Raw genomic sequence first — 24,364 nt, forward strand, 5'->3', positions numbered from 1 at the left:
GATGAACATGAGAAACTTATTGAGACAAAACTTACTAATGTTGATAGCCGGCCTGCTTGCCTTTCCCGCCATGGCGCAACAACTTCCCGAATGGCAGAGTCAATATGCGATCGGGTTGAATAAACTTGCACCACATACCTACGTTTGGCCTTATGGCACCGCTGCGGATGTAAAGGCGGGCAACTACGAACAATCTCCCTATTATCTGAGTCTGAATGGTTCATGGAAGTTCCACTGGGTGAAGAATCCCGATAATCGTCCCAAAGATTTTTATAAGCCAACCTTTTATACCGATGGGTGGGCAGACATCAATGTACCCGGCAATTGGGAACGTCAAGGGTATGGCACTGCCATTTACGTCAATGAAACCTATGAGTTTGATGATAAGATGTTCAACTTTAAAAAGAATCCTCCGTTGGTTCCACATAAAGAGAACGAGGTTGGCTCGTACCGTCGTACCTTTACCGTGCCTGCTTCGTGGAAAGACCGTAGAGTGGTTTTGTGCTGTGAGGGGGTGATTTCGTTCTATTATGTTTGGGTGAACGGCACATTTATCGGCTATAACCAAGGTTCGAAAACGGCTGCCGAATGGGATATTACGGATAAACTTCAGGAGGGTGACAATACGATTGCACTCGAAGTGTACCGATGGAGTGCGGGTGCTTATCTCGAGTGCCAGGATATGTGGCGATTGAGTGGTATCGAGCGCGATGTCTATTTATATAGTACCCCGAAACAGTATATAGCCGACTATAAAGTAACCTCTGCACTCGATAAGAAAGAGTATAAAGAGGGCATCTTCGGGTTGGATGTAACGGTGGCAGGTCCTGCAACCGGGATCAGTACTGTAGCTTACACCTTGCAGGATACTGCCGGTAAGACTGTATGGCAAGAGGCTGTTCAAGTAAAATCCAGAGGGCTGAGCAACCTGATTACGTTTGATGAAAAGAGAATTCCGAACGTGAATGCGTGGAGTGCCGAACACCCGAATTTGTATACCTTACTTTTGGAGTTGAAAGATGCTACGGGCAAAGTTACCGAAATAACCGGTACTGAGATCGGTTTCCGCACTTCGGAGATTAAAGAGGGGCGCTTCTGTATCAATGGAGTTCCTACGTTGGTCAAAGGAACCAACCGCCACGAGCATTCTCAACTGGGGCGCACGGTAAGCAAAGAATTGATGGAACAAGATATCCGATTGATGAAGCAATACAACATCAATACGGTTCGTAACTCTCATTATCCTACGCACCCTTACTGGTATCAACTGTGCAACCGTTACGGTCTTTATGTGATCGATGAAGCCAATATCGAATCGCACGGTATGGGTTATGGTGCTGCTTCGTTGGCTAAGGATAGCACGTGGTTGCCCGCACACATGGATCGCACTCAACGAATGTATGAGCGTTCGAAGAATCACCCTGCTATTGTTATCTGGTCGTTGGGCAACGAAGCCGGAAACGGAGTTAACTTTGAAAGGACGTACGATTGGCTCAAGTCGGTAGAGAAGAGCCGTCCCGTACAGTATGAGCGTGCCCAAGAGAACTATAATACCGATATCTACTGCCGTATGTACCGCAGCGTAGACGAGATAAAAGCGTATGTAGACAAGAAAGATATTTACCGTCCGTTTATTCTATGTGAGTACGTGCATGCCATGGGCAATAGTGTTGGCGGATTGAAAGAGTACTGGGATGTATTCGAGAACGAGCCGATGGCGCAGGGAGGTTGTGTTTGGGATTGGGTTGATCAATCGTTCCGTGAGATCGATGCCAACGGAAAATGGTATTGGACATACGGTGGCGATTACGGGCCTAAGGATATTCCCAGCTTCGGAAACTTCTGTGGCAACGGATTGGTCGGTGCCGACCGTGTGCCGCATCCTCACCTGCTCGAAGTGAAGAAGGTGTACCAAAACATCAAGTCGACCTTGGTCAATCCTAAAAACCTGACCATTCGGGTGAAGAATTGGTTCGACTTCTCCGAATTGAATGAATACATCCTGCATTGGAACGTGACGACAGATGATGGAACGGTGTGTGCTCAGGGAACAAAAGAGATATCTTGTGCTCCGCATGCTACGGCAGATGTTACACTTGGAGCGATTAAATGCACATCGGGCAACCGGGAAGCTTTCTTGAACCTAAGCTGGACGCGCAAAGAGGCAACTCCGTTTGTTACTACGAACTGGGAGGTAGCCTACGATCAGTTTGTATTGCCTCTCTCAAAGAAACCTGTTTCGTATCATCGCGATAGAATAGCTACAGCGACTACTTTTACGGTGGATAAAGCTACCGGCGCTTTGAACTCTTTGCGCTTGAATGGAAAAGAATTATTAGCTTCGCCCATCGTGTTGAGCCTGTTTCGTCCGGCAACCGACAACGATAATCGGGATAGAAACGGAGCTCGTTTATGGAGACAAGCCGGTTTGGATCGCTTAACGCAAAAGGTCGTTGCCCTGAAAGAAGGAAAAACATCGGCTACTGCTCAAGTTGAGATACTCAATGCTAAGGAGCAGAAGGTAGGCGAAGCCACCTTTACTTACACCCTGAATAAAGACGGTGCTTTAAAAGTGCAAACGGCTTTCAACCCCGATACGGCAGTGGTGAAGTCATTGGCTCGATTGGGACTGGCATTCGAGATGAACGATACGTATGCCAATGTCACTTACTTAGGACGTGGAGAGCACGAGACGTATGCAGACCGTAAACAATCGGGCAAGATAGCCCTTTATAAAACGACCCCTGAGCGTATGTTCCATTATTATGTAACGCCACAGTCTACCGGCAATCATACGGATGTGCGTTGGATGAAGATGACCGATGAGGCAGGTGTGGGATGTCAATTTGAATCAAACAAACCTTTTCAGTTTAGTGCCATTCCTTTCTCGGATGTATTATTAGAAAAGGCCAAACATATCAATGAACTGGAAACCGAAGGTAAGTTTACCATTCATCTGGATGCGGAGCAGGCAGGGGTAGGCACAGCCACTTGTGGCCCCGGAGTTTTGCCCCACTACTTGGTTTCTGTACGCGAACAACAGTTTGAATTTACTCTTTATCCGCTAAATTAAAATATGAAAAGAAAACTACTACTATCTTTATTCCTGTCTGCTCTTTTGTGTAGCGGACAGGCTCAGAATGAGAACTACGAAAAACGTGTTGCTTTTCCGCAAGGAGCTACTCTTGAGCAAAAGGTCGAAATGGCTGCCAGGCTGGTTCCAACCCCGCAACAGTTGGCTTGGCAACGTCTTGAACTAACTGCCTTTTTGCACTTTGGTATCAATACTTTTACTGGGCGCGAGTGGGGCGACGGAAAGGAAGACCCGGCTTTATTCAACCCTACGGAACTGGATGCCGAACAATGGGTGCGCGAGCTGAAAGAGGCCGGTTTTAAGATGGTGCTGCTCACGGCAAAACACCATGATGGTTTTTGCCTTTGGCCTACCAAGACAACGACTCATTCGGTTGCTTCTTCGCCTTGGAAAGAAGGTAAAGGCGATGTAGTAGGCGATTTGCGTCGCGCTTGCGATAAATATGATATGCGATTTGGTGTTTACCTATCGCCTTGGGATCGTAATGCCGCTTGCTATGGTGATTCGCCCAAATACAACGAGTTCTTTATCGAACAATTGACCGAACTGCTGACCAACTATGGCGAGGTAGACGAAGTCTGGTTTGATGGTGCCAATGGCGAAGGCCCTAATGGCAAAAAGCAGGTATATGATTGGGATACCACACTCGCAACGATCCACCGCCTGCAACCTCATGCAGTGACGGCCATTATGGGTGATGATGTGCGTTGGGTAGGAAACGAGCGCGGGCTGGGGCGCGAAACCGAATGGAGTGCCACTGTCTTAATGCCCGAGGCTTATGCTGGTGCCAAAGCGGAGAATGAACGGCAAGGAATCCAGGCTACCTCCAAAGACTTGGGTAGTCGTGCTATGATCGAAAAAGCCACCGAAATGTTTTGGTATCCTTCGGAGGTCGATGTGTCGATTCGTCCGGGTTGGTTCTATCATCAAGAAGAGGATAGTAAAGTAAAGAGCTTGAAACAACTTACCGATATCTATTTTCAGTCGGTTGGCTATAATTCGGTTTTGTTGCTCAATATCCCCCCCGATCGCCGCGGGCTTATCAATGAAGCCGATGTAAATCGTTTGAAGGAGTTTGCCGCTTACCGCAAACGTGCGTTTGCCAATGATCAAGTCAAGAAAGGAACACGTCTATGGAAAGCGGTTTCGGGAGATACGCGCACTTATTCGTTGCGGAGCAAATCTGAAATTAACGTAGTGCTGCTTCAGGAGGATATTACGAAAGGGCAACGAGTAGAATCATTTGAAGTAGAAGCGTTGACAAGTGATGGCTGGAAAACAATTGCCAAAGAAACCACCATTGGCTACAAACGCATGCTTCGGTTCGATCCTGTGAAAGCCTCGAAGTTGCGTGTGAAGATCAACGATTGTCGTTTAACGGCAAATATCAGTCGGGTAGCGGCCTACTATGCTCCTCCGTTGATCGATCAAGTAGAGAGCGATGCATGGCGTAACGATGCCGAACGTAAGAACTGGAAGCAGCTGTCTACCGCACCTTTCACCATTGATCTGGGCAAAGAGGCTTCGCTGAAAGGGTTTGTATATGCGCCCGCTCATGCAGAGGCTAAACCCACGATGGCTTTCCGTTACAAAATTTATGGCAGTATGGATGGTACTAAGTGGACCGAAATTCCTACTCATGGTGAGTTTAGTAACATCATGCACAACCCGTTGCCGCAAATTGTATCGTTTGATAAACCGCTGAAGGCGCGTTACATTAAACTCGATGCTACCACACCAACTGATGAGCCTGCCGGTGTTGAACTGGATGAGTTCGGACTGTTTATTCAGAAATAGTAAATTGTATTGATAAACAGTTTGTTAGTAAACAAAAGATAACGACGGCTTGTTGTAAGTTAAGATGTATAACCTTTAAAATAATACGATCATGAAGTTTTTTATTGATACAGCGAATTTAGAACAGATACGAGAAGCACATGACCTTGGCGTTTTGGATGGAGTGACAACCAACCCGTCGTTAATGGCTAAAGAGGGAATCAAAGGCATTAAAAATCAGCAGAAACATTATGTGGAAATATGCAATATAGTGCAGGCAGACGTGAGTGCAGAGGTGATTGCCACAGACTATGAGGGAATGATTCGTGAAGGAATGGAACTAGCTGCACTCAATCCGCATATCGTAGTGAAGGTGCCTTGTATTGCCGATGGCATCAAGGCCATTCATTATTTTTCGGAAAAAGGTATCCGAACCAATTGTACACTTGTTTTCTCGGTTGGGCAGGCATTGCTGGCAGCAAAAGCGGGGGCTACTTACGTGTCTCCTTTTGTTGGCAGACTGGATGATATTTGTGAAGACGGTGTAGCACTTGTGGCTGCCATTGTACGGATGTATCGTTTTTATGATTATAAAACACAGGTACTTGCCGCATCTATTCGCCATACCAAACATATCATAGAGTGTGTCGATGCGGGTGCAGATGTGGCAACCTGTCCGCTGAGTGCCATTAAAGGGTTGTTAAATCATCCGCTTACGGACTCCGGACTCCAGAAATTTCTTGAAGATTATAAGAAAGTAAACGGGTAAGTCTGAAGAAACCGTAAACCAAACTCCTTTTCTTCTGTTATTTTTATAGATCACATTATTCTTTGCAATGATATTATAAAAATAAACGATATGGATTTAGGAGGTTGGATGAACCACATTCTTGTGGGTTGGGGAGTAGACCCTAAAGTGGCTAATATGTTTGATGAGGCAATTATTGCCGTATTAATGGTAGTTGTAGCTATCGGACTCGATTACATCTGTCAGGCTATACTGGTAGGGGGTATGAGGCGATATACCAAACGTTTTCCACACACCTGGAATACATTGTTGATGAAGCGCAAGGTGTTTCATCACTTAATACATACGATTCCGGGTGTTCTTATTTTCTTTCTGTTGCCGTTGGCCTTTATCCGCGGAAAGGAATTACTTTTTCTTTCTCAGAAAGCCTGTGTACTATACATTGTTTATTCGCTTTTATTGGCTGCCAACGGCGTTTTGTTGATGATTCTCGATGTGTACAGTAGCGAGGCAACGGCCAGAAACCGTCCCTTGAAAGGCTTTATTCAAGTGCTTCAGGTATTATTGTTTTTCGTGGGAGGCATTGTGATCATTGCTGTTGTGATGAATCGCTCTCCGGCCAGTTTACTTACCGGCTTGGGGGCATCGGCGGCTATTTTGATGTTGGTTTTTAAAGATACGATTCTGGGATTTGTGGCGGGGATACAACTTTCGGCCAATGATATGGTTCGTATAGGCGATTGGATTACGCTTCCGTCCAACGATGCCAATGGGGTGGTAGAGGAGATAACGCTCAATACCGTCAAAGTGAAGAACTTCGATAATACGATTTCCACCATACCTCCTTATACATTGGTCAGTACTTGTTTTCAGAATTGGCGTTTCATGCAAGATTCCGGTGGTAGGCGAGTAAAGAAGAACATTATACTCGACCTCAATACCATTAAATTTTGTACGCCCGATATGCTCGATACTTTTCGAAAGGAAATTCCTTTGTTGGCAGATTACCAGCCCGACAAGGATACAGTTCCTACCAACTCTCAGGTGTTCAGGGTGTATATCGAACGTTATTTATGTAGTCCCTTAAATCCGCAGTCATATTATTTTCAGAGAATCCAAACACTTGAGGATGAATAACATCCTCAAGGTTTGGTTATGTCACAAGATTCACCTAAATTAGTGCTACCAAACAAACCATAAAGGTACTTGTGCATATGACAACAAAAATAGCCATAAAATCAGATAATATCACTCCTTTTGGGGGTATATTTTACGCAATGGATGAATTTTCTCGTTTAGGACTGAATTCCGTGATCGATAAATCTTTAGGATTACGTTCTTCCTACGCCGGTTACCAATATAGCGAAATTATTTCGAGCCTATTTTGGATCTACTATTGCGGCGGTGACCACATCGAAGATATCGGCAAACACCTTGGCAAACATCTTGAATTACGCCCGGATACTGAAATCCCCAGTCCGGATACTTTATTGAGAGGCATAAAAGAACTCGCAGAATTGGATATCCACTATACTTCCCAAAAAGGAGCAAGCTATGCTTTCAATAAGGCGGAACAGCTTAATAGTTTGATGCTCGATATGCTCCTTCAAACAGAACAACTCAAGCCAAACACGCTTTATAACTTGGACTTCGACCACCAGTTTATTCCCACAGAAAAGTATGACACTCAGTATTCTTACAAGAAAAAACGTGGTTATTTCCCCGGCACGGCAACTATTGGTGGTAACATTGTTGGTGTGGAAAATCGGGCCGCAAACGCAAATGTCCGTTTTCGTCAAGCGGATACGCTCCAACGGACTTTTCGTCGTTTGGCCGATAGGGGAATATTCATAGACCGTTGCCGGATGGACTGTGGTTCTTATTCGGAAGAGATTATCCGTATGACACATGGCTACTGCAACAAGTTCTACATACGAGCCGGCAAATGTCAGTCTCTGTATGAAGAAATGACGAAAATCACAGATTGGAAAAAAGAAGAAATCAACTTCGAGAATTATGAAGTGACCTCCATACCTTTTACTTCCTTTTTGCAAGAAGAAAACTACCGACTTGTTATTCAAAGGCAAAAGCGTAAGGACAACCAATTGGACCTATTTGATGGTGAATACACCTATCGGTGCATCTTAACCAATGACCATGAAAGTTCTGAAAAAGACATTGTACTCTTCTACAATGCTCGTGGAGCCTGTGAAAGAACATTCGACATGATGAATAACGATTTCGGGTGGAGTCATCTTCCCTGTTCATTCCTCAAAGAGAATACAGTATTCCTGCTACTTACAGCCATGGCTAAAAACTTTTATGCTTACCTTATTGAGAAGGTTGCAGCCGTGTTTGAAGATATTGAACCGGTAAGCCGAGTCAAACGATTTATCTTTCGATTCATTACAGTTCCTGCGAAATGGGTAAAGACAGGCAGACAATGGGTACTCAATATTTATTCCGACAAACCATACAAGTTGCTTTGGAGTCCGTAAAAACAACTTTTCGTGGGATTACTTATGCCTTCAGCTAACTGGGGAAAGGGGAAGCTATGCCCTATAACCTGAAATCAAGGAGAAAAGCAGGGGGAAAAGCTACGAGTAGGAACTATTAGGTGAATTAAATCGCTATTTGAATCAGTTATAAATTAGCTGCGGAATTGAGGTAGTCTTCCTGTGGTTAATCAAGAGCTTGATTTAATTATTAGTCAACTGCAAGCAACCGAATATGGTGTACCTATTGAGGTCTATTTCTTCTCCCGAAATAAAATATGGAAAGAGTACGAACGGATTCAATCCGATATCTTTGATCATCTCTTGGCTATGGTGCCGAAGTTTGACCTCAAACTATATCAATATTCCGATTGAACCCATCCTATTCCCGAATATAAAAGTCGGTATAGATGGGCAAATGGTCGCTATATCCTCCTATATACTTCATGCCGTAATAGGTTCGAAAAGGTTGCTTGCCTCCTTTATTCTCGTCGTCTATCAATAGGAAAGGAGCTCGAAACACATCGGCTTTATCTTCACTGGTATAGAAGTGGGTGGAGGTGTTGAGCAGGTTGCCCGATACGATGAGATGATCCAATAATCCCCATTGCCCTTGATATTTGTACGAGCCGAAGTTCCGTTGGCGGGCTTTACGTGCCAGTAAGTGATATAGACTGTCGGAAGATATGTGTGCCGAAGGAGTTGCCGCGCCCAGCACCCGGGTGATGGATTTATTGCCGGGGTAATCATTGAAATCGCCCATGAGAAGCAGTTTTGGATTCGTTCGTACGTTTATTAAGCTATCGGATATGGTGCGTAGCTTTTGGGCAACAAAGAGTCGATAAGGCTCAGACTCTCTCACACCGCCCGTCCGCGAGGGTAGGTGGCAAAGAAGAATGTCAATCGTATCATTGTTCAACAACAGGCCGCAAACGTGTAGGATATCTCTGGTGGGGCGGCTCTTCCGATTGAAAGCTGCTATGCGAATGGATTGATGGGAGAGAGGTTTGAAGCGATGGCGTTGATAAAGCAACGCCACATCGATGCCTCGTTCATCAGGCGAATGGGTGATGATGTATCGATAGTCTTGTCCGGCCAGTGCGGAGTAGCGGGTGAGATCACGCAGTACCGTATCGTTCTCTACTTCGCAGAGCCCCACCAATACGGGAGGTGTCCATTCGCCTACTGCGGTGATTACCCGGGACAGATTGTCCAACTTCTTCTTGTATCGCCCATAACTCCAACGACGGATACCATCGGGCAGAAACTCTCTGTCATTTTTTAACGAGTCGTGGTGCGTATCGAACAGGTTCTCCACATTCCACCACATCACCCGAAAGCGAGGTTGCTCCTGGCTTGGCAAACTTATTGCGAAGAAGCAACAGCAGAGCAGGAAAAGAATTCGGATCGTGTTTCGTGCATTCATGTCTCGAAGGTAGCATATTCATAAAGAAAAGACACAGATTAATCAACCGCATGAGTCTTATAATCTGTGTCTATATAAACGAAAACTGGTTTTGTTTATTGCTTCTTTTCAGGGATATTTGCCAATACATCAAGCAAATGAATCCAGAACTTCTCTACCGTAGGAATAAGCAAACGTTCGTCGGGCGAGTGTACACCGATCATTGTGGGGCCAAATGAGATCATATCCAATGAAGGGTATTTATCCAAGAACAGTCCGCACTCCAGTCCGGCATGGATAGCCTTGATCTGTGCATCTACTCCGAACAGACGCTTATAAGAGGCAGCAGCCACTTCGAGGATTGCCGAGTGGGGATTCGGTTTCCATCCCGGATAACCGTCGCCCGAGCTAATACGTGCTTTGGCCAGGGTAAATACAGCGCGCACCGTATTGGCCATATCATCGCGAGCCGAAAGGATGGAACTGCGCTGGCTGGTTTCGATACGAATTGTGTTTTCGGGCTTCATCTTAACCGATGCCAGATTGGTAGAGGTTTCAACCAGTCCGGGGATGTCCTGACTCATGGCAAATACTCCGTGCGGACAGGCATATAAGGCTGTTATCAACCGGAGCGTTGTATCCTGATCAATGGCTTTTGTGCGGGGAGCTTCCGATTCGAGAACAACTTTCAAGTCGGGTTCCACTACGCTTAGTTCATTCTCTATTTCGGCAATGAATACGTTCAAGGCTGTGCGTACGTCGTGCTTTGCCTTTTCGGGCACGGCAAAGACGGCAAATGCCTCGCGCGGAATAGCATTGCGCAGGTTGCCACCGTTTATTTCGCACAGGTAAAAATCGTTTTGGTAACAAACCTGCATTTGATGAAGGAAACGGTTCAGAATCTTATTCGCATTGCCTCGTCCCAAGTGGATGTCGCCACCCGAGTGTCCACCTTTCAATCCTTTTACTGCTACCTTGAAAGAGAAATGATCGATAGGCACCTCTACCTCTTTATATGTAAATTCGGCCACCGAGTCGATACCGCCTGCACAACCGATATAGAGTTCGCCTTCATCCTCCGAGTCTAGGTTCAGCAAGATGTCTGCATTCATAAAACCCTCTTTCAAAGCAAATGCTCCGGTAAGTCCGGTCTCTTCATCGACTGTAAAAAGACACTCCAACGGGCCGTGCTCAATGCTATTATCTGCCAATACGGCTAATTCGGTAGCTACTCCGATACCATTGTCGGCTCCCAGCGTAGTACCTTTTGCTTTCAGCCATTCTCCGTCTATCTCCGTTTCGATAGGATCGACCAGAAAGTCGTGTTTTACGTCTGCATTCTTCTCGCACACCATATCCACATGCGATTGCAGCACTACGGTTTGTAAGTTTTCTTTTCCTTTTGTAGCGGGCTTTTTGATCAGTACATTACCGGCTTCATCGACTTTGGTTTCGAGATTATGCTTTGCACCAAACTCTTTGAGGTAAGAGATAATTTTGTCTTCCTTCTTTGAAGGGCGCGGCACTTGGCAGATTTCTGCGAAATACCGAAAGATGCCGGTAGGTTTCAATAGTTGTTTTTCCATTCTGTTTTCTTTTTGTTATTAATGAAAGGGCAAATATAAGTCGATATATTGCTAAATATGCTTAAATTAGTTGCGTATTTTGACTGTAATTCTCTTTTTCTCCTTTAAAAAAGAGGCTTAATCCATACAAAAGTCTATATTTGCACTCACAAAATTAATGTAAATGCTCTATACAATACTGATAACTCTGTTAATAGTTGCTATTTGCCTTGCATTATTAGGCATCCGGATGCTTTTAGTAAAAGGAGGGAAGTTTCCCAATGGGCACGTTAGTGGCAATAAAACATTGCGCGACAAAGGCATTGGTTGTGTACAATCTCAAGATCGGGAAGCACAACGCAAATCCGGATTCTCGATTGATGAGCTGGAGAAAAAGACCTTAAACGATAATATGAATTAATTAATTAAAAACTATATTTTACAAGTTATGAAGAGAATAAACTACCTCATCAACGGTTTTGCAGCTTTGGCACTTATCGTTTTATTTTCACAATGCGCCGGTAAAGCCGATAACACAGCGGTTGCTGCCGAAGGCGGAGTGAAAGGGGCTACATCATCTGAACTAAAGATTGCTTATGTAGAAGTAGATACGTTGCTTTCTAAATATAATTTTTGCATTGACCTGAATGAGGCCATGGTGAAGAAAGAAGAAAATATCCGTATGACTTTGAACCAGAAAGCAAACGAACTGGGCAAGCAGAAGCAGGAATTCCAGAAGAAATACGAAGCCAACGCTTTCATTTCACAAGATAGAGCACAGCAAGAGTACAACCGTCTGGCTAAAATGGAGCAAGATCTTCAGGCATTGCAACAGAAGTTATCTTCAGAGTTGGCTGCCGAAAACCAAAAGAACAGCTTACAGCTACGCGATTCAATCAACAAATTCCTGAAAGAATATAACGTAACCAAAGGATATAGCTTGATTATCAGCAATACAGGTTTTGATAACTTATTGTATGCTGAGCCTTCACTCAATATTACGAAAGAAATTGTAGATGGTTTGAATGCCAGATACACTTCGGCTTCGGCGAAGAAGTAAGATAAGGAAACTAACAAATAGGGCTTCGTAGTCGATACAGACATACGAAGCCCTATTTGTTTGGTACTTAACCGACCGTTTCGTTATTGCTCCTTGGCCTCCTCGCTGGGGATACGGAAAGCGGTATATAGTTCCAATACCGAGGCGATGGCCAAACATACGATCCATTCGTTGCCCCGTGTGGTAAACATGAATACGGCCGATAGCAAGAGTATGATTCCCCCAAACTTCTGTTGAATGCGCAAGCGTTTGAGAATCTTGTTGGTAGTAGCAAGCGGCAGATTGATCTGAGCCAGTGCTACACATGCAGCTCCTAAGAGATAGAGGTAGGGCGAATAGTCCCATCCGCTAATATAGGTAGCAGCACCTGTAAGCACCATTACAGCACCTACCATGAAAAATACGGGTATGAGTGATTTCATTTTTTGTCTTTAAATACGTAAATATCTTCGTTCGGTTTTTTCATTAGATACTTCTCCCGCGCTATCTGTTCGATAGCATCCGGATTGCTGGTTAGTTCGTTGAGGCGTTCGGTGTTCTCCTCGTAGTCGGTGCGATACTTATCAATTTCGTTTTGCAACGCACTGATCTCTCGCGCATAACCAATGCGACGAATCATGCTGTTTTCGTCAAGGAAGCCGATAATAACAGCAAATGCCAGAATCGTAATCCAGTATTTATGCCGACCAATAAAATCCCAGATTGTGCCTAATTTGACCATGATTTTTTGTTTATTTCTGCATGCAAAGATAAAACATATAACTTAAAACTTACTATTTCCTGATCAAAACTTATCAGCCATCGCTGGTCACTTACCACTTTTTTGCGTACATTTGCAGAAACTCAAAAAATAGATAGAACCCGGAATATGGAGAACTATATTGTATCGGCTCGTAAATACCGCCCTTCGACATTCGAATCTGTTGTGGGACAACGGGCACTGACGACGACACTGAAAAACGCCATTGCCACCCAGAAACTGGCTCATGCCTATCTTTTCTGTGGTCCGCGTGGAGTAGGAAAAACTACTTGTGCCCGTATTTTTGCCAAAACGATTAACTGTATGACACCCACTGATGATGGCGAGGCTTGTAATGCCTGCGAGTCGTGTGTGGCATTCAACGAACAGCGTTCGTACAACATTCATGAGCTGGATGCTGCTTCCAATAACTCGGTCGATGATATCCGCCAATTGGTAGAGCAGGTACGTATTCCTCCACAAATTGGTAAGTATAAGGTGTACATCATCGATGAGGTTCATATGCTTTCGGCCTCGGCCTTCAATGCTTTCCTTAAAACGCTTGAAGAGCCGCCCCGGCATGCTATTTTTATTCTCGCTACAACCGAGAAACATAAGATTCTTCCTACCATCCTGTCGCGCTGTCAGATATACGACTTTAATCGCATCAGCGTAGAAGATACCGTGCAGCATCTAGCGTATGTGGCTTCGAAAGAGAATATCTCGGCCGAATCCGAAGCCTTGAACGTGATTGCTCTCAAGGCCGACGGTGGTATGCGCGACGCACTTTCTATCTTCGACCAGGTAGTTAGCTTTACCGGTGGCCGCATTACCTACCAGAGTGTGATTGAGAACCTGAATGTGCTCGATTATGAATATTATTTCCGTCTGACCGATTGCTTTTTGAACAATCAAGTGAGTGATGCTTTGTTGCTGCTCAACGATGTGCTCAACAAAGGCTTTGACGGAAGCCACTTTATCACCGGACTTGCCTCTCATCTCAGAGACTTGTTGGTGAGTAAAGATCCTGCTACGCTCGCACTGCTCGAGGTAGGTGCAAGTATTCGTCAACGCTATCAGGAACAAGCGCAGAAATGCCCGCTTCCTTTCTTGTATCGCTCGATGAAGCTGTGCAATGATTGTGATATGAATTACCGTACCAGCAAGAATAAGCGATTGTTGGTAGAACTAACCTTGATTCAGGTTGCCCAGCTTACCACCGAGGGGGATGACGTGAGCCATGGGCGTAGCCCTAAACAAGCTATAAAACCCATCTTTACGCAAACTGCCAATGCTCAGCAAGTGCAGAGTGCTGCTGCTACGTCTCAAGCTTCGGTTACGACTCAACAGCCCCCTGTGGCTACCTCTGCTCGGGCGGCGGTTGCTACTCACAGTAAGCCCGCTCCTTCGCCCGTTGCTAAACCTGCTCAGGCATTGAAGACTCAGTTGGTCGAGGAGAAGAAAGTACCACTGATGCATAAAGGCAGCATCGGACTCTCTATAAAACATCCGCAGAAAAATACGCAGCAGCACCAACAGGTTCCTGCCGATCAGCAGATGCCGCAAGCTGCCAAACAACAGCCGGAAGAGGACTTTATGTTTAATGAGAAAGACCTGAATTTCTATTGGCAGGACTATGCCGGCCGATTGCCTCTGGAGCACAAAGCGATTGCGATGCGTATGCAGAACATCCGCCCTAAATTGCTCGATGAAACCACCTTCGAAGTAGTGGTCGACAATGAGATTATTGCGAAAGATTTTGTTGCCTTCGTTCCCGAAATGCAGAACTACCTTCGTAGTTGTTTGCAGAACAGTAAAGTTCGCATGACGGTTCGTGTAAGCGAGGCTACCGAGAATGTACGTGCCTTTAGTCGCGTTGAGAAGTTTCAGATGATGGCGCAAAAGAACAGTGCCTTATTGCAGTTGAAAGAAGCCTTCGGTTTAGAGTTGTATTAATATCAATCAACTCTAAACCGAAGGCTTCTTTTGTATTCTTTCGATGCTTTGAATCGCTTCTCGGCTCCGTTATCAGGTATTATATAAAAGAAAAGTCTCCATAAATCAAAGATTTATGGAGACTTGACCGGGTGGAAGACCGGACTCGAACCGGCGACATTCAGAACCACAAACTGACGCTCTAACCAACTGAACTACATCCACCATGTTGTGCATTTCTCTAATGCGATGCAAAGATAGGTATTATCTTTTATTCTGCAAATTATTGGACGATTTTTTTTCAAAAAAAGTGCTTTCCTCTATTCCCCGATTATGCTTGCTGAAGAGGGTTCTGGTGTCTTTTATAAAGATCTTCAAACGGTTAAGTGCCGTTTCGGGCAGTGAGTCGGGGACTGCGTGGATTGGGTATAAAATGAAGTTTTTATTTCGACTGAGTGCCGGCCGTGCCGTCCATACCAATTGATATTCGCAGCGGCTCACCCGAGTGGTGCTATCTTTTGTCAATTCGAGCGTCAATAAAGCTCCTCCATCTGTTTTGCGTGCCGACATATTCGAGAAGCAATTGCCCAAGGAGTAAACAACCACGTGTTGCCGTCCGGTTACACTATCGGTTCGAAGCTCCATGGGCTGTACCACGTGTGGATGCGCACCGATAACGTGCGTTACACCCTCTTGCAATAGCCAATAGGCCAATGCTTGCTGTTCGCGGCTGGGGAGCGACTGATACTCTATGCCCCAATGCATGCAGGCAATGATTGCATCGGGCTGCAAGGCTTGCGCCGCTTTGATGTCTTCGGCTATGACCGCCTTGTCGATATAGTTAACTACGTTGGGCGCAGTAAGCGGAATTCCGTTCGTGCCGTAGGTGTAGTTTAGCAAGGCGATGCGGAAGCCATTCTTTTCGAGCAATAGCGGGTAGCGTTTTGCCCGTTGTTCTTTATCCGAATAAGTTCCTACGTGGGGTATTTGCAACGAATCGAGTTGACGGATGGTTCGCTCCAATCCCTTGCGTCTGCGGTCGAGACAATGATTGTTGGCCGTCAGAAGTACGTCGAACCCGGCAGCCTGAATGGCGGTGAGGTAAGCATCGGGTGCACTAAAGGCAGGGTATCCTGTATAGGGTTTGCCCCCAAGGGTTACTTCGAGGTTGCCGATGGCGATGTCTGCCCGTTCGATCTCTTCTTTTATCGGTTCGAAACAGGGCGAGTAATCGTACGTGCCATCAGCCTGTTGTGCAGCGGCAATCTGTGCTTGATGCTGCATGAGGTCGCCTGCAAAGAGCAGAGTGATACGCTGTGTCGCGGTCGAATCTGTGGTACAGATAACAGAATCTCTCCTTTCCTGCGACACAGAGGTGCAGGAGAAGGAGAGAAACAAAAGGGTGAAAGCGGTAAGCTGTTTCATTGATAAATCGCCTTCTTGCCGGCCAGCAATGTATTCTTCATCAGTGAGACGATCGTCATGGGTCCCACACCGCCCGGAACGGGGGTGATGTACGAGCACTTAGGGGCTACTTCCTCAAACTTCACATCGCCGGTTAGCTTAAAGCCGGACTTTTTGCTGGCGTCGGGCACGCGTGTAGTACCTACATCGATCACCACTGCGCCTTCCTTTACCATATCGGCAGTTACGAAGTTGGGCTGTCCCAAAGCAGCAATCAGGATATCGGCTTCTTGGCACTCTTTCAGTAAGTCGCGCGAACGGCTGTGACATACGGTCACTGTTGCATCGCCCGGATAGGCTTTTTGCATCATCAGCGAGGCCATGGGCTTGCCAACGATGTTGCTACGTCCCAGTACCACACATTTCTTTCCCGAAGTTTCTATCTTATAGCGTTTAAGCAGTTCGAGAATACCGTTGGGTGTTGCCGATACGTAGCAAGGAAGCCCGATGGACATGCGCCCTACGTTGATGGGATGGAATCCGTCTACATCTTTGCGGTAGTCGATGGTTTCGATCACTTTCTGCTCGGAGATATGCTTGGGCAGGGGAAGTTGCACGATGAATCCGTCTACATCGGCATCTTCATTGAGTTCACGCACCTTAGCCAGTAGTTCGTCTTCGGTCACATCGGCTTCGTAGCGCACGAGCGAGGACTTGAAACCACAGGCTTCGCAGGCCTTTACTTTGGCAGCTACGTATGTTTCGCTACCGCCATCGTGACCCACAAGAATAGCTGCCAGGTGAGGGCGCTTGCCACCTTTGGCAACGATCTCTGCCACCTCGGCGGCAATCTCTTGCTTTACTTGTTCGGAAATGGCTTTTCCGTCAATTAGTGTCATCATTCAGAATAGTATAAATTGGTGATAGGACAAAAGTAAAATAAATAAATGAGAGATAAAAGAAAGAACCGAAGAAAAGCGTAAGACCGCATAAATGAGTCAAGGGAAAATAGGGGGAGAGAAAAGGCTGAAGGAGGCTTTGAAAAACCTCTCGGTATTTTTAGAAAAGCCGGTCGTCTTTTTGAAAAAGGCCGCCAGCTTTTGGGAGAAGGCAACCAGCTTTTTTTGAACACATAAAGACGTATTTTAGCGATCTGATGGAGTCAGCTTATACGTTACATAATATCTTTTATTGTTTTTTTAAACAAAAACAACTAGGGGCTGTTTTATAAATCTGTGGCATTTTCGTGAATATTTTTAAGTTTTCTCATATAATGTTCTAGCCTTTTACCTATCTTTGTTGCAGTTCATTGCCCTGAAGCGTCGGATGTGAACGGATGAGATTAAATTTAAAAAGACAAAGGCGTTAAAATATTATTCTGTACTTGAAATCTGGACAATTTCACTATTCAGGAATAATGCACAAACGCCCGTGTTCTACTATATATGCAAATATATGGTATGGGCGTGGGAGAGTTGTACATTATCTGAATAGTGGGCAGTCCAGAGCCTCAAGTGCAATAATGACAGCAGTTCCCACGCTTTTTTATATATTGTATGCCTTCTTGGGGGCTCGGAAGGCAGAGTGTGCATATGGAGATAGTAACTAATGATAATGTAAAGGTGCATTTCGATAGTCGGGCAAAAACCTTGTCTCTTACAAGATTATTGGCAGGCACGATGATTTATATATATGATGATAGTGGAACGTTGCAAATGAAACAATTGTTCACTCCACCCTCATTGATTCTTACGCTCGAAAAACGCGGGGGATATGTAGTGGTGATGAATCATTCTAACTGCCGGGTGATAACGAAGCGGTTTGTTTTTTAAAACAAACGGACTTCTACCGGCTGGGGATATCACTCCCCTCTCGATAGAAGTCCGTCATGTAGATTAGTTGCGGAATACCAGTCCTTGGTTATCAGCGTCTACAATGATTGCCTTTTCACGATCTACCTCTTGGGCAAGAAGCTTCTTAGACAGATCATTGAGCAGGTATCGCTGAATAGCTCTCTTCACGGGACGCGCACCAAACTCAGGATCGTAACCGGCTTGAGAGATAAACTCTACGGCTGCATCGGTTAACTTTAATTCGACACCATTCCCGGCCAGCATTTTCTCTACACCCTTTATCTGTAGCAATACAATCTGTCGGATGTCCTTTTCGGTGAGCGGCAAGAACATGATGGTTTCGTCGATACGGTTCAAGAACTCGGGGCGAATGGTTTTCTTCAACATATTCAGCACCTCTTTCTTCGTCTCCTCAATCACCTCTTCTTTATTGTCTCCGCCCATCTTCTCCATCTGGCTTTGTATATAGGCACTGCCCATATTGGAGGTCATGATGATGATGGTATTCTTGAAGTTTACCACGCGTCCCTTATTATCGGTCAGGCGGCCATCGTCGAGTACCTGCAACAAGATGTTGAATACATCGGGGTGTGCTTTTTCGATTTCGTCGAACAATACCACCGAGTAAGGTTTGCGTCGGATGGCTTCCGTCAGCTGTCCGCCTTCATCGTAGCCTACATATCCCGGAGGTGCTCCTACCAACCGCGAAACACTATGCTTCTCCTGATATTCGCTCATGTCGATACGGGTCATCATGGTTTCATCGTCAAACAAGAACTCGGCCAATGCTTTGGCAAGCTCCGTTTTGCCCACACCCGTGGTGCCCAGGAAGATGAACGAACCGATGGGGCGTTTGGGGTCTTGCAAGCCCGCACGACTACGACGCACTGCATCCGATACCGCTTCGATGGCCTCGTCCTGTCCGATGACCCGCTCGTGCAGCTCATCTTCGAGATGAAGCAATTTGTCTTTCTCGCTTTGCATCATCTTGCTTACCGGTATGCCTGTCCAGCGCGATACCACGTCGGCAATGTCTTCGGCATCCACCTCTTCTTTAATCATGGCAGCGTCTCCCTGCATATCGCGCAGTTGAGTCTGTATCTCCTCGATCTCTTTATTAAGTTGTTGCAGCTTGCCGTAGCGAATCTCGGCCACCTTGCCGTAGTCGCCTTCACGTTCGGCCTTGTCGGCTTCGAACTTCAGGCTCTCTATCTCGACCTTGTTCTGCTGAATCTTGTCCATCAGTGTCTTTTCGCTTTGCCACTTGGCCTTGTAGGAGCTTTCCTGCTCTTTGAGCTCGGCCAGTTCCTTGCCCAGTTGCTTCAACTTCACTTCATCTTTCTCTCGTTTGATGGCCTCGCGCTCAATCTCCAACTGTTTGATTTTGCGCGATATCTCGTCGAGCCCTTCGGGTACGGAGTCGACCTCCATGCGCAACTTAGCCGCAGCTTCGTCCATCAGGTCGATTGCTTTGTCGGGCAAGAAGCGGTCGGTGATGTAGCGATTGCTCAGCTCAACGGCTGCAATGATCGCATCATCTTTGATACGTACATGGTGGTGGTTCTCGTACCGCTCCTTCAATCCGCGAAGAATGGAGATGGTACTCAGCGTATCGGGTTCGTTGACCTGTACAATCTGGAACCGACGCTCCAAGGCTTTGTCCTTTTCGAAATACTTCTGGTACTCATCGAGCGTAGTAGCACCGATGGCACGCAGTTCGCCACGAGCCAATGCCGGCTTCAATATATTGGCGGCATCCATGGCACCTTCGCCCTTGCCTGCACCGACAAGCGTATGAATCTCGTCGATGAAGAGAATGATGTTGCCTTCGGATTTCATCACCTCGTTTACAACCGATTTGAGTCGTTCCTCAAACTCACCTTTATACTTGGCACCGGCTACCAATGCACCCATATCGAGCGAGTATACTTGCTTGTCTTTGAGGTTGTCGGGCACATCGCCTCGCAAGATACGATGAGCCAATCCCTCTACGATAGCCGTCTTACCCGTTCCGGGTTCGCCGATTAATATGGGGTTGTTCTTGGTACGTCGGCTCAATATCTGAAGTACCCGTCTTATTTCTTCATCGCGCCCAATCACCGGATCGAGCTTTCCGCTTCGGGCAGCCTCGTTCAGGTTGATGGCATACTTCTCGAGCGATTGATACGTATCTTCGCTTGATTGCGAAGTTACCTTTTCGCCTTTGCGCAGTTCGTTGATGGCTCCGCGCAGCTCTTTTTCGGTCATTCCCGCATCTTTTAAGATGGTCGATACCGTACTCTTAACGCTCAATAAAGCCAAAAGCAGGTGTTCGATCGATACAAATTCATCGCCCATCTCTTTCGATAATTGCGTGGCTTTGCGAAACACCTCATTGCTTTCGCGGCTTAAATAAGGTTCGCCACCCGATACCTTGGGCAATGATTCGATCTGCCGGTCGATAACCGTTTCTATCTGCTGACCGTTCACACCCAGTTTCTGAAAGATGAAGTTGGTTACGTTTTCGCCTACCTTCATCACTCCGTACATAACGTGTGCAGGCTCAATGGCTTGTTGACCTCGATTTTTCACCAGCTCAATAGCTTCTTGAACAGCTTCTTGCGATTTAATGGTAAAATTGTTAAAGTTCATATGATTTGTTCTCCTTTCATTTCTATGTTTTAAATAACATTGTAGGAGGGGCAAAAGATTTACCACGCAACAAAAAGTGACAAATTTTCAGTAATATTAAAAGAAATAGTGACAAAATGTCTATATTTTGCCATTTTTTCGCTCTTTCTTACTTTGCGACTCTTTATTCATTCTCCCTTTTCCTGTTTAAGCGCGATGTAAAGAAAAGCGGATTTCCTGCAATCACTTCATCTTTCTTGTATAGCTGTTTTTGTTTTGTAATATACTGATAATCAATTGATAAAAGAGTACGTTCTTTTGCCTGCAAAGAGTACGTATTTAACTCACCGTTAATTAGTATATCAATGGCTCATTAAGTACGTACTCTTATATATAAGAAAGTATAAGTGCTATGAAGCAGGTAATTCTTTTTTCTTAATCATTCACACCTAGAAATTTGAACGGTTGAGAAACCTTGAAGTGATTTACTGTATTTCCACTGTATGTTTCACCGTTGGCTATAGATAATTTAAGTACTGGAGCACCTTCTGACAAATTCACGTCCCGAAGGTTTACCCAGAATATATCCGGCGTCAAACTCGATTCAAAGAAATATGTCAGATTCTTACTATCTGATACAGTTCTCCATTGTGTCGTAGAAATTTCAGGGCTATCGGGAGTAGAAACTCCATAAGGCACAGAGACATTACGAATAACACTGAATACGCTCGCCACAGCTAATTTCTCGTCTCCTATTTTAGGAAGTGCATTGACATAGAAACTGGCTCTTGCAAAACGATCTGCAGCACGATTCGTTCCCGGAAGGAAAGTCAATCCACCAATAGATTTCCAATAGTCGTTCAAGGCCAACTGTTTATCATAAGTTGGAGAATTGGTCATGACCTTATAGTCCTTACTGTGGTAGATGTTCAGCTTTCCATCTATATATTCTAAAATAGCACTGTCTCCAGTAGCATCAGAAATAGATAGATGTAATGTTGCGAGCCTCGTACCATCAGGCATCTTATCAGAAACTAGCTGAAAAGAATTTTTATTGAGAGAAGAGATCGCTTCATTAACCGAAGCAAAGTTGTCTAGCATATATTGCACCCATGCGGCTATGGTTAGTCCCGGTTTGCTTTTATCCCATACTGGATATACAGACTCGTTCAACCATAGTAAGTTCGCTACTAAACCCTTCTCATTCATCCCATCGGTGCTGGCTATTTCAAATGCAGATGTTACTACACTACCGTATTTAGATGTCCATTTTAATGAATTGGCTCCAGTCTCTCCACTTCTTTCGATTCCTCTGGGAAAAATCCATATATTACTATGCATTTCGGTTTTCCAATCCATTGTACGACCGGTTACAACCATTCCATTATCTCCAGTATAAACGATACGTGTACATGCGTTCGCTTCCGGTATTAGTACCAAGTAGATAAAGCCTACGATAAACAAATAAATTCTTTTCATGTCTTTAACTGTTTAATTGAATTTGATAATTTTATCTGTTCTCTAGAGTATACAATGAAAACAGATAAAACAATTTAATAGTATCGAAAAATTATTATTTTAAGGATATTGGGGTTAATTAAGAGAAACATTTCTTTTCTTTTAATAACAGATGTTGTATCTCTTTTGTTTTCATAGATATAATCTGTTTGATGCATGGCAGTAGTTCGTTAACACAGCACCTTAGTGCTGCACTCAAATTGTTTTAATTTATACTGTTTTTAGAAATAATATCTTTACAGATACTCATATATTGGCTAAGGATGCTTGATGTTGACTGTATAAGTTCAAGGGCTTGAATAGTTGAAATATGTTAGTAATCAGTGAGCTAATCATTGGTTTGTGATTGATTTTCAATATACATTACTGTTTGTCAGGATTTTATAATAGTTTTACTGAAGTGTTGTTAATTGAAAGATAATAATTACCTTTGTCTGAGACTTAAGAATATAAACCTGAAACAAAAGAATTATATGAGCGAAAAGATACTCCTTTCAGAGAATGTGCTATTGGTTGACGCTGCCTTTTTGAACTTTGTGACCAGCGATTTAAAGCGCTACTTTGAGCCCTTGCTAAAACGCCAGTTACCCGATATTGACTTCTCCGAGTTATCTACTTATCTGGCACTTGATGCAAATATTGCCGAAGGGAAAAATGAGATTCAAACGTTGCTGGTTTATGATGACGAGTCGGCTGCGCTTGCAAACTGCCGCCCATCAGACCTCAAAGAAGAACTTAATGGAGTAGCGTTTACCAATCAGTTCGGAGAATTTTCATTTGCCAGTGTGCCTTGTGCCGACATGGTATCGCGAGAAGATTTATACCTCGACCTGCTGCATATCGTACTCGATTCGGCCGATGTGAAGAAACTCATACTCATCTCCTTTAATGAAGAATACGGAGCGAAGGTGACCGAAGCACTGAAAGATGTGCAAGGAAAAGAGATTGTTCAATTCCGTATGAACGAACCCGAAGAAGTGGTAAATTACCAATGGGAAATGCTCGCTTACCCGGTGATGCAGGCATTCGGCATCAAGGGCGAAGAGCTATAAACATTATTAATCATATAGGTATTATGTCCGATTTTCGTTTAAAAGCATTTCTGAGTGTAGCCAAGAATCACAGTTTCACGAAAGCTTCGCGAGAGCTTTTTGTCAGCCAGCCGGCGATAACAAAGCATATACAGGAGCTGGAAAACTGTTATCAGACCCGGCTGTTTGACAGGCAAGGCAACACGATAGAGTTGACTGCGGCCGGTCGGCTCTTGATGGAACACAGCGAACGCATACTCGATGCTTACAAACGATTGGAGTATGAGATGCACCTGTTGCACAACGAATACATAGGCGAATTGAGACTTGGAGCAAGTACTACCATCGCACAATACGTGCTTCCTCCGTTGCTGGCCAATTTTATCACGAAGTTTCCGCAGGTCACTATCTCTTTGCTCAACGGAAACTCGCGCGAGATAGAGCTTGCCTTGCAGGAGCATCGGATTGATTTGGGATTGGTCGAGGGCGTATTTCGCTTGCCTCACCTTAAATATACTACCTTTTTGGACGATGAGTTGGTGGCTGTCGTGCACACCGGCCGCAAATTAGCCCTTGGCGATGAAATAGAACCGCACGAACTATTGAATATTCCGTTGGTATTGCGCGAAAGAGGGTCGGGTACACTCGATGTATTCGAACGCGCCTTGTCGCAGCACAACATCAAGCTATCATCGCTTCCTGTTTTGATGTATCTGGGTAGTACCGAAAGCATTAAATTATTTCTCGAACACACCGATTGCATGGGGATTGTTTCTGTTCGCTCCATCACCAAAGAGTTGGTGTCGGGTGCTTTTCGGGTGATCGAAATTAAAGATATGCCGATGATGCGCGATCTTTGCTTTGCCCAACAACAAGGACAAGACAGTGGACTCTCGCAGGTATTTATGCAGTTTGCTATGCATTATCATACTAAATAATTGTTTTTATATCATTAAATCGGAAGAGTCGGTGTGTATACCGGCTCTTCCGATTTAATGATGTGTGCTCTGTTCTGTATAACTCTTATTCATGAGCTTTTGAAGCTTTTTTATTTTAGTTATTGTTCCTTTTTATTTATATGAGTATTGAATAGTAAATTGATTTGTAAAATCGGCTCATTTTATTTTTATT

General features: G+C 44.8%; 19 protein-coding genes, 1 tRNA gene and 2 pseudogenes. 13 read left to right on the forward strand and 9 right to left on the reverse strand.

Annotated features, from left to right (window positions below; all coding sequences use genetic code 11):
* The first annotated feature begins 7 nt into the window (after positions 1-7).
* The 6 genes and pseudogenes from TY03_RS19355 to TY03_RS19380 form a co-directional block, all read left to right on the forward strand.
* Positions 8-3,073 (forward strand): glycoside hydrolase family 2 TIM barrel-domain containing protein, encoded by a 3,066-nt coding sequence (locus tag TY03_RS19355; protein ID WP_042373080.1) that lies wholly within the window; start codon positions 8-10, stop codon positions 3,071-3,073.
* 3 nt (positions 3,074-3,076) lie between these two features.
* The gene (locus TY03_RS19360; RefSeq protein ID WP_042372990.1) at positions 3,077-4,891 is read left to right on the forward strand and encodes an alpha-L-fucosidase; all 1,815 of its coding nucleotides are present in this window, start codon (positions 3,077-3,079) and stop codon (positions 4,889-4,891) included.
* A gap of 91 nt (positions 4,892-4,982) precedes the next feature.
* A complete protein-coding gene (gene fsa, locus TY03_RS19365; RefSeq protein ID WP_042372992.1) occupies positions 4,983-5,639 on the forward strand; it encodes a fructose-6-phosphate aldolase in 657 nt (218 codons plus the stop codon).
* Positions 5,640-5,729: 90 nt separating this feature from the next.
* Positions 5,730-6,698, forward strand: a pseudogene (locus TY03_RS19370) (mechanosensitive ion channel family protein); the annotation flags it as partial.
* 134 nt (positions 6,699-6,832) lie between these two features.
* Positions 6,833-8,116, forward strand: coding sequence for an IS1380 family transposase (locus TY03_RS19375; protein ID WP_042366226.1), 1,284 nt, complete (start codon positions 6,833-6,835; stop codon positions 8,114-8,116).
* A 171-nt stretch (positions 8,117-8,287) separates the two neighbouring features.
* Positions 8,288-8,488, forward strand: a pseudogene (locus TY03_RS19380) (mechanosensitive ion channel family protein); the annotation flags it as partial.
* Between the two features lie 7 nt (positions 8,489-8,495).
* Here TY03_RS19380 and TY03_RS19385 read toward each other — a convergent pair.
* Entirely contained in the window at positions 8,496-9,539 is a 1,044-nt protein-coding gene (locus TY03_RS19385; protein WP_042372995.1) for an endonuclease/exonuclease/phosphatase family protein, read from the reverse strand.
* 95 nt (positions 9,540-9,634) lie between these two features.
* Entirely contained in the window at positions 9,635-11,104 is a 1,470-nt protein-coding gene (locus tag TY03_RS19390) for an aminoacyl-histidine dipeptidase (protein WP_042372997.1), read from the reverse strand.
* Positions 11,105-11,267: 163 nt separating this feature from the next.
* Between TY03_RS19390 and TY03_RS19395 the strand changes: the two genes are divergently transcribed.
* The gene (locus TY03_RS19395; protein WP_042373000.1) at positions 11,268-11,504 is read left to right on the forward strand and encodes a hypothetical protein; all 237 of its coding nucleotides are present in this window, start codon (positions 11,268-11,270) and stop codon (positions 11,502-11,504) included.
* Positions 11,505-11,531: 27 nt separating this feature from the next.
* Complete coding sequence (locus TY03_RS19400; protein ID WP_042373002.1) at positions 11,532-12,143, forward strand: OmpH family outer membrane protein; 612 nt, start codon at positions 11,532-11,534, stop codon at positions 12,141-12,143.
* An 83-nt stretch (positions 12,144-12,226) separates the two neighbouring features.
* Here TY03_RS19400 and TY03_RS19405 read toward each other — a convergent pair whose 3' ends face one another.
* Entirely contained in the window at positions 12,227-12,565 is a 339-nt protein-coding gene (locus TY03_RS19405; RefSeq protein WP_042373004.1) for a hypothetical protein, read from the reverse strand.
* The gene (locus TY03_RS19410) at positions 12,562-12,864 is read right to left on the reverse strand and encodes an FtsB family cell division protein (RefSeq protein WP_042373007.1); all 303 of its coding nucleotides are present in this window, start codon (positions 12,862-12,864) and stop codon (positions 12,562-12,564) included. Before TY03_RS19410 ends, TY03_RS19405 begins: the two co-directional genes overlap by 4 nt.
* Before the next feature lie 147 nt (positions 12,865-13,011).
* On the opposite strand from TY03_RS19410, the gene TY03_RS19415 reads away from it, so the two are divergent.
* The gene (locus TY03_RS19415; RefSeq protein WP_042373009.1) at positions 13,012-14,838 is read left to right on the forward strand and encodes a DNA polymerase III subunit gamma/tau; all 1,827 of its coding nucleotides are present in this window, start codon (positions 13,012-13,014) and stop codon (positions 14,836-14,838) included.
* A 129-nt stretch (positions 14,839-14,967) separates the two neighbouring features.
* On the opposite strand, the gene TY03_RS19420 is transcribed toward TY03_RS19415, so the two are convergent.
* The 3 genes from TY03_RS19420 to folD form a co-directional block, all read right to left on the reverse strand.
* Positions 14,968-15,043, reverse strand: a tRNA-His gene (locus TY03_RS19420).
* A gap of 38 nt (positions 15,044-15,081) precedes the next feature.
* Positions 15,082-16,242: a CapA family protein gene (locus TY03_RS19425; protein ID WP_042373011.1), complete on the reverse strand. Its 1,161-nt coding sequence runs from the start codon at positions 16,240-16,242 to the stop codon at positions 15,082-15,084.
* Positions 16,239-17,120: a bifunctional methylenetetrahydrofolate dehydrogenase/methenyltetrahydrofolate cyclohydrolase FolD gene (folD, locus tag TY03_RS19430; RefSeq protein WP_042373084.1), complete on the reverse strand. Its 882-nt coding sequence runs from the start codon at positions 17,118-17,120 to the stop codon at positions 16,239-16,241. Before folD ends, TY03_RS19425 begins: the two co-directional genes overlap by 4 nt.
* Before the next feature lie 94 nt (positions 17,121-17,214).
* Here folD and TY03_RS23080 point away from each other — a divergent pair, with 94 nt between their 5' ends.
* Positions 17,215-17,349 carry a hypothetical protein gene (locus TY03_RS23080; RefSeq protein ID WP_262482539.1) on the forward strand — a complete coding sequence of 45 codons (135 nt, stop codon included), beginning with the start codon at positions 17,215-17,217 and terminating at the stop codon, positions 17,347-17,349.
* Positions 17,350-17,813: 464 nt separating this feature from the next.
* Positions 17,814-18,053 carry a hypothetical protein gene (locus TY03_RS19435; RefSeq protein ID WP_074434214.1) on the forward strand — a complete coding sequence of 80 codons (240 nt, stop codon included), beginning with the start codon at positions 17,814-17,816 and terminating at the stop codon, positions 18,051-18,053.
* 63 nt (positions 18,054-18,116) lie between these two features.
* On the opposite strand, the gene clpB is transcribed toward TY03_RS19435, so the two are convergent.
* On the reverse strand, positions 18,117-20,705 hold the full coding sequence (gene clpB, locus TY03_RS19440; RefSeq protein ID WP_042373013.1) for an ATP-dependent chaperone ClpB: 2,589 nt from the start codon (positions 20,703-20,705) through the stop codon (positions 18,117-18,119).
* Positions 20,706-21,119: 414 nt separating this feature from the next.
* A complete protein-coding gene (locus TY03_RS19445) occupies positions 21,120-22,163 on the reverse strand; it encodes a linear amide C-N hydrolase (protein ID WP_042373015.1) in 1,044 nt (347 codons plus the stop codon).
* Between the two features lie 512 nt (positions 22,164-22,675).
* On the opposite strand from TY03_RS19445, the gene TY03_RS19450 reads away from it, so the two are divergent.
* Positions 22,676-23,254 carry a DUF6621 family protein gene (locus TY03_RS19450; RefSeq protein WP_042373087.1) on the forward strand — a complete coding sequence of 193 codons (579 nt, stop codon included), beginning with the start codon at positions 22,676-22,678 and terminating at the stop codon, positions 23,252-23,254.
* 23 nt (positions 23,255-23,277) lie between these two features.
* Positions 23,278-24,171 carry a LysR family transcriptional regulator gene (locus TY03_RS19455; protein WP_042373017.1) on the forward strand — a complete coding sequence of 298 codons (894 nt, stop codon included), beginning with the start codon at positions 23,278-23,280 and terminating at the stop codon, positions 24,169-24,171.
* Positions 24,172-24,364: the final 193 nt, after the last annotated feature.

This window comes from Bacteroides neonati (assembly GCF_000499785.1).
Classification (GTDB): Bacteria; Bacteroidota; Bacteroidia; order Bacteroidales; family Bacteroidaceae; genus Bacteroides; species Bacteroides neonati.